Below are 6377 nucleotides of genomic sequence, written 5' to 3' on the forward strand. Positions count from 1 at the left end.
TGTGGATGACCCCTGACGAGATCCGCGCCAGCCGCGAGCGGCACCGCAGCCCGCTGGTGCTGCGGTGCATGGAAGACTACCTGGCGGGCAGGCGCTACCCCCTGGAGCTGCTCACGGTGGACCCGACCGTCTATGCCCCCGAGATCAAGGTGAGGACACCATGACGCGCAAGTCGCGGGTGGTGGTGGGCCTGTCCGGCGGCGTCGATTCGGCCGTGAGCGCCTGGCTGCTCAAGCAGCAGGGCCATGAGGTCGTCGGCATCTTCATGAAGAACTGGGAAGACGACGACGACAACGAGTACTGCTCTTCGAACATCGACTTCGTCGATGCCGCCTCGGTGGCCGACGTGATCGGCATCGAGATCGAGCACGTGAACTTCGCGGCCGAGTACAAGGACCGCGTGTTCGCCGAGTTCCTGCGCGAATACCAGGCCGGGCGCACGCCCAACCCCGACATCCTGTGCAATGCCGAGATCAAGTTCAAGGCCTTCCTAGACCATGCCCTGCGGCTGGGCGCCGAGAAGATCGCCACCGGCCACTACGCCCGCGTGCGCGAGCGCGACGGCCGCTTCGAGCTGCTCAAGGGCCTCGACCCGGCCAAGGACCAGAGCTACTTCCTGCACCGGCTGAACCAGGCGCAGCTGGGCAAGACGCTCTTCCCCGTGGGCGAACTGCACAAGACCGAGGTGCGCCGCCTCGCTGCGGAGATCGGCCTGCCCAATGCGAAGAAGAAGGACTCCACTGGCATCTGCTTCATCGGTGAGCGGCCTTTCCGCGAGTTCCTCAACCGCTACCTGTCCAACACGCCGGGTCTGATCAAGGATGACCGCGGCCGCGTGCTGGGCGAACACGTGGGCCTGAGCTTCTACACCCTGGGCCAGCGCAAGGGGCTGGGCATCGGAGGCGTCAAGGACAAAGGCGCTCCACGCGGCGGCGGCGATCACGCCCCCTGGTTCGTCGCGCGCAAGGACCTGGCGACCAACACGCTGTATGTGGTGCAGGGCCATGACCATCCCTGGCTGCTTTCGCACCGCCTCGTGGCCGCTGATGCAAGCTGGACGGCGGGCGAGCCGCCCGAGCCCGGGGCATATGCGGCCAAGACACGCTACCGCCAGAGCGATGCGCCGTGCACGCTGGCGGGCCTCGAAGGCCCCCGCTTCACGCTCGACTTTGCGCAGGCCCAGTGGGCCGTCACGCCGGGGCAGTCGGCCGTGTTGTATGACGGCGAGGTGTGCCTGGGCGGCGGGGTGATCGACGCCGTGCCGGACTGACGCGCCCTGGCCTCAGCGTGGCGTGCCAAGGTTCTGCGTCCAGTACCAGCCGTAGCGGCTGCTGGGGTTGCGTGCGCAGGCCAGGCCCATGTCGCGGAAGTTCGGGTTCATGAGATTGGCGCAGTGGCCCTCGCTGGACATCCAGCCATTGATCACGCTTTGCGCCGAGGTGTAGCCCGCTGCAATGTTCTCGCCCGCGCGGCTCCAGGTGTAGCCGGCGGCCGTGATGCGCTGGCTGAAGGTGCGTCCGTCGAGGCTGGTGTGGCTGAAGTAGTTGTTGTCGGCCATGTCCCGGCTGTGGCCGTAGGCGGCTGTGGTCAGCGCGGCGCTCCAGTTCAGCGGTGTGGTGGCCGCAAAGCGGCCGCGGCTGCCGCAGGTGGCGCCGGTGGCGCGGCGCTCATTCACCAGACGCAGCAGCTCGGCCTGAAAGTTTGGCAGGCCGCAGGTGATGTCCACCGAAGGAGCCGGAGCGGGCGTGGGCGCGGGGGCTGCGGGCGGGTCTGCCGGTGCAGGGGCGCTGGTCTGCGTGGAAGAGGACTCGCTGGGCGCCCCGGGTGCATCGTCGCTGCCACCGCCGCCACAGGCCGACAGGGCCACTGCGGCTGCGGCCAGGCAGGCCACCCGGATCGACACGAGGGAGAGCATCGAACTTGGCGCGACGGGCATCGGGTTGTCTGGCAAGACGCAAAGCGCGCATCTTGGCGCGAAACTCTTCGTCCAGGGATAACCAATTGCAACCGCGCGTGTGGATGTCACAACAGGAAGGTCGCGTCATATGTCAGCAGCATGACGGCAGATGACCCCACAACGCCCCCGAAAGAGGGAGGAGGCGTTGACCGCACACGCGCATAATCGTGAAGATCTGCACAATGCCGGCCCCTGGCCCACCGGGTTCCCCCCCCAACGTGGTGCGCCTGCTGCCCGGGCCGTCCTCCTCGAGTCCTCCATGAAGCTTCGTCGCTGCCTTGCCGTGTTCTCCTCTTGCCTGGGGCCGCTTCTGTGGTTCGGCACAGCCCAGGCCCAGAGCGCGTCGGTCCATGGTGGGGCAGCGATGGTCCAGGTCCGGCCCTTCGGCGACGTCGCCGTGCGTCCGCAGCGCGAGGCGCCGGCGGCCGTGGTGGCGCGTAACCAGGCCCGGGTGGCGGCCGAGGTGGCGGGCACGGTGCTGCGCTGGCGGGTGGACGCGGGCGCCAGCGTGCGCCGCGGTGACCTGCTGGCCGAGATCGACCCCACCGACTTCCGTTTGGAGCGCGACCGTGCCCAGGCGGCGCTGCAGGCCACGCTGGCGCGGGTGAGCCTGGCGCAGACGCAATTGCAGCGCACACGCGAGCTGGTGGCCCAGAACTTCCTGTCGCAGGAGGCGCTGAACCAGCGCGAGACCGAGCTCAAGCTCATGCAGGCCGAACTCGCCGCCAATCGGGCGCAGTTGGCCACGGCCGAGCGGGCCCTGGCGCGCACGCGCATCACGGCGCCGTTTGCGGCCACGGTGAGCCAGCGCCTGGCCCAGGCGGGCGAGTACGTGGCGCCCGGCACGGTGCTGTATGTGCTGACCGAGACCGGCGCGGTCGAGGTGAGCGCCCAGGTGGCGCCCGACGACGTGGCGGGGCTGCGCTCGGCGGGCGACCCGCGCTTCGACGCTGGAGGCGGACGCACCGTGGCGCTCAAGCTGCTGCGCGTGGCCGGTGCGGTGACGGCGCCCGCGCGCACGGTGGAGGTGCGCCTGGCCCCGCAGGAGGCCGTGCTGCCGGGCACCGAGGGGCGCCTGCTGTGGACCGAGGATCGTGCGCACCTGCCCCCGGCGCTGATCGTGCGGCGCGAGCGCCGCCTGGGCGTGTTCACGGTGGCCGAGGGCCGGGCCCGCTTCGTGCCGTTGCCTGGCGCCCAGGAAGGCCGGGCAGTCGCGGCGACGCTGCCGGCCGACACGCCGGTGGTCATCAGCGGCCAGGCCACCCTGCAGGACGGCACCCCGGTGAGCATCGAGCGATGAAGCTGCTGGCCGCCCTGATCCGCAACCACCCGCTGGCCAACGTCACCTTCGTGGTGGTGCTGGTGCTGGGGGCGCTGAGCTACCTCTCGATGCCGCGCGCGCAGGACCCGGAGATCAACTTCAACTGGGTGAGCATCATCACGACCCTGCCCGGCGCGTCGGCCGAGGACGTCGAACGCCTGGTCACCAACCCGCTGGAAGACGGCATCAAGGGCGTGGCCGACGTGCGCTTCGTCGTCAGCAGCAGCCGCGAGAACGTCTCGAGCATCCTCGTGCGCTTCCGCGAGATCTCCGAGCGCACCTTCGACAAGCGCATTGCCGACCTGCGCCGCGAGATCCAGAACAAGGCCAACACCGAACTGCCCACCGAGGCCGAGGACCCGGTGGTGCTGGAGATCACCACCTCCAATGGATTTCCCACCGCCTCGCTGATGCTGCTGGGGCAGGCCGACGACGAGGTGCTGCGCCAGGCCGGCCGCCAGATCAAGCTCGACCTGGAGCGCATGGCCGGTGTGGACCAGGTGTATGCCTCGGGCCTGCGCGACCCCGAGATCCTGATCACCCCCGACAATGCCGCGCTGGTGGCGCGCGGCTTGAGCGCCACCGATGTGGCCGACGCGGTGCGCAGCGTCTTTCGCGACACCTCGGCCGGCACGCTCAAGACCGAAGGCGGGGCCTGGTCGGTCACCGTGCAAGGCATCGCTACCGATCCGCAGCGTCTGGCCGGCATCGTGGTGCGCAACCCGGCCAGGCCGCAGGCCACGGCGCGTCTGGACGAGGTGGCGCGCATCGAGCGCGCCCGCGCGCCGGCCGCCCAGCTCGCCAGCATGGATGGGCGCAGCGCCATCAGCCTGGCTGTGACCAAGAAGCCCGGCACCCACACCCTGGAGCTGGTGCAGCGGCTCCACGACTACATCGCCCAGCGCCAGGCGGCGCTGGCGGCCAGCGGCCTGACGTTGCTGCTCAGCGACGACCAGACCGTGCCCACGCGCGAGGCCATCGGCGTGATGGAGACCAACGCGCTGTTCGGCCTGGTCAGTGTGATGGGCATCTGCTGGCTGTTCCTGGGCTGGCGCATCGGCGTGCTCGTGGCCCTGGGCATCCCCTTTTCGCTGGCCGGCACGATGGTCGTGCTTGGCAGCCTGGGGCACACGCTCAACATCTCGGTGCTGCTGGGCCTGGTGATCGCGCTGGGCATGCTGGTGGACGATGCGGTGGTGGTCGTCGAGGCGATCTACTACCGCCTGCAGCGCGGGGCGGAAGCCTTCGAGGCCGCGATCGACGGTGTGCGCGAGGTCTTGGCGCCGGTGCTGTCGTCGGTGATGACGACGATGGCGGCCTTCCTGCCGCTGATGTTGCTGCCGGGCATCGTGGGCAAATTCATGTTTGTCATTCCCTTCGTGGTGACCCTGGCCTTGCTGATCAGCCTGGTCGAGGCCTTCTGGATGCTGCCCACCCATGTGCACGCGCTGAAACTGCGCCTGGACCAGCCCTCGCGGGCCCAGGCCTGGCGCAACGAGTTCAATCGCAGGCTGCGCCTGTGGTACGGGCGCAGCCTGGCAATGGTGCTGCGCCGCGCGGGCTGGTCGCTGGTGGTGGCCGCCGTGCTGGTGCTGGGGGCCGTGGGGCTGTTCTTCTCGGGCGCCGTGAAGGTGCAGTTCTTCGCCTTCGATCCGCTGCGGCTGTTCTACGTGAATGTGGACATGCCTTCGCAAGCCACGCTGGAGGAGACGCTGGCTGAAACCGAGGCGGTCGAGCAAGTGGTGCGCAGGCACCTGCAAGGCGTGGGGCCGCAGGGCGAGGCGCGCGCCGTCGTCTCGGTGGCGGGCATCAAGTTCACCGACACCGAACCGGTCTATGGGGATGCCTACGGCCAGGTGTCGGTGTCGCTGAACCCCCGCGGCGACGGCGGACGCGAAGTGAGCGAGGTCATCGAAGCCATGCGCGCCGAGGTGGAGGCGCTGCCCGGCCCTGGGCGCAAGAGCTTCACGCTGCTGTCGGGCGGGCCGCCCAAGGGCAAGCCCCTGAACGTGAAGGTGCGCGGCGACGACCCGGACGAGCTGCGCCGCGCCGCCGATGCGGTGAAGGCCATCGTGGCCGGTGTGCCCGGCGTGAAAGACGTCACCGACGACGACGTACCGGGCCGGCCCAAGCTCACGCTGCAGTTCGACCACGAGGCCCTGCGGCGCGCCGGGCTCGATGCGGCCTGGCTCGCGCGCATGCTGCGCATCCAGGTCGATGGCGAGATCGTGGCCTTCACCCGCGAAGGCGGTGACAAAATCGAGGTGCGCGTGCGTGGCCGCGACGACGCGCGCACCGACCCGGCGGCCCTGCTGGCCGAGCCGCTCACCTTGCCCAACGGCCAGGTCACGCGGCTCGACACCCTGATGACGACCAGCGTGGAGCCGGGCAAGGGCTTCATCCGCCACTACAACCTGAGGCGCACCATCACGGTGGAGGCCAACCTCGACGACCCCAAGGACAACCCCAAAGCCTTGAACACCGCCCAGGCCAACGCGCAGGTGCAGGCCGCCTGGCGCGAGGTGGCCCGCCAGTACCCGGGCATCGACCTGGAGTTCTCGGGCGAGCTGGAGGACATCCAGGAAAGCCTGGACGCGATGGGCCTGTTGTTTGCGCTGGGCGTGGGCCTGATCTTCCTGATCCTGGCCGCGCAGTTCGTCAGCTACTGGCAGCCCTTCATGATCCTAGTGACGGTGCCCTTGGCCTTCACCGGCGTGACGCTGGGTCTCGCGCTCACGCAAAACCCGCTGTCGCTGTACACGATGTACGGCGTGATCGCACTGACCGGGATTGCCGTGAACGCGGCCATCGTGCTGATTGATGCGGCCAACGAGCGCCGCGCGCGCGGCATGGGCACGATGCATGCCATCGTCTGGGCCGCACGCCGGCGGGTGGTGCCCATCCTGATCACCTCCACCACCACCATCGGCGGGCTGTTCTCGCTGGCCACGGGCCTGGGCGGCAAGAGCCTGCTGTGGGGACCGGTGGCCGCCAGCATCGTCTGGGGCCTGGCCTTCTCGACGCTGCTCACGCTCTACGTGGTGCCCTTGCTCTACCTCGTCTTCATGCGCCGGCTGGATCGCAAGCGGCCGGCGCACC

At 69.4% G+C, this 6377-nt stretch carries 4 protein-coding genes and 1 pseudogene; 4 read left to right on the forward strand and 1 reads right to left on the reverse strand.

The features are described from left to right. Together ACK42S_RS14460 and mnmA are read left to right on the forward strand one after the other, a co-directional pair. Positions 1-164, forward strand: a pseudogene (locus ACK42S_RS14460) (NUDIX hydrolase); the annotation flags it as partial. Further along, positions 161-1270 carry a tRNA 2-thiouridine(34) synthase MnmA gene (mnmA, locus tag ACK42S_RS14465; protein ID WP_409708962.1) on the forward strand — a complete coding sequence of 370 codons (1110 nt, stop codon included), beginning with the start codon at positions 161-163 and terminating at the stop codon, positions 1268-1270. The pseudogene ACK42S_RS14460 and the gene mnmA, both read left to right, overlap by 4 nt. Before the next feature lie 12 nt (positions 1271-1282). Here mnmA and ACK42S_RS14470 read toward each other — a convergent pair whose 3' ends face one another. Next, positions 1283-1915, reverse strand: coding sequence for a CAP domain-containing protein (locus tag ACK42S_RS14470; protein ID WP_409708965.1), 633 nt, complete (start codon positions 1913-1915; stop codon positions 1283-1285). A gap of 301 nt (positions 1916-2216) precedes the next feature. Here ACK42S_RS14470 and ACK42S_RS14475 point away from each other — a divergent pair, with 301 nt between their 5' ends. Beyond that, complete coding sequence (locus ACK42S_RS14475; RefSeq protein WP_409708968.1) at positions 2217-3257, forward strand: efflux RND transporter periplasmic adaptor subunit; 1041 nt, start codon at positions 2217-2219, stop codon at positions 3255-3257. Continuing rightward, positions 3254-6377: efflux RND transporter permease subunit (locus tag ACK42S_RS14480; protein ID WP_409708971.1), on the forward strand; the 3124-nt coding region annotated here is incomplete at its 3' end. The genes ACK42S_RS14475 and ACK42S_RS14480, both read left to right, overlap by 4 nt.

This window comes from Caldimonas sp., assembly GCF_046289365.1.
Lineage (GTDB): Bacteria > Pseudomonadota > Gammaproteobacteria > Burkholderiales > Burkholderiaceae_C > Caldimonas.

What these genes read in the sequence shown, in the direction of transcription:
- mnmA (WP_409708962.1), top strand. Translation starts at nt 161, where the DNA reads ATGACGCGCAAGTCGCGGGTGGTGGTGGGCCTGTCCGGCGGCGTCGAT.
- ACK42S_RS14475 (WP_409708968.1), top strand. Translation starts at nt 2,217, where the DNA reads ATGAAGCTTCGTCGCTGCCTTGCCGTGTTCTCCTCTTGCCTGGGGCCG.
- ACK42S_RS14470 (WP_409708965.1), bottom strand. Translation starts at nt 1,915, where the DNA reads ATGCTCTCCCTCGTGTCGATCCGGGTGGCCTGCCTGGCCGCAGCCGCA.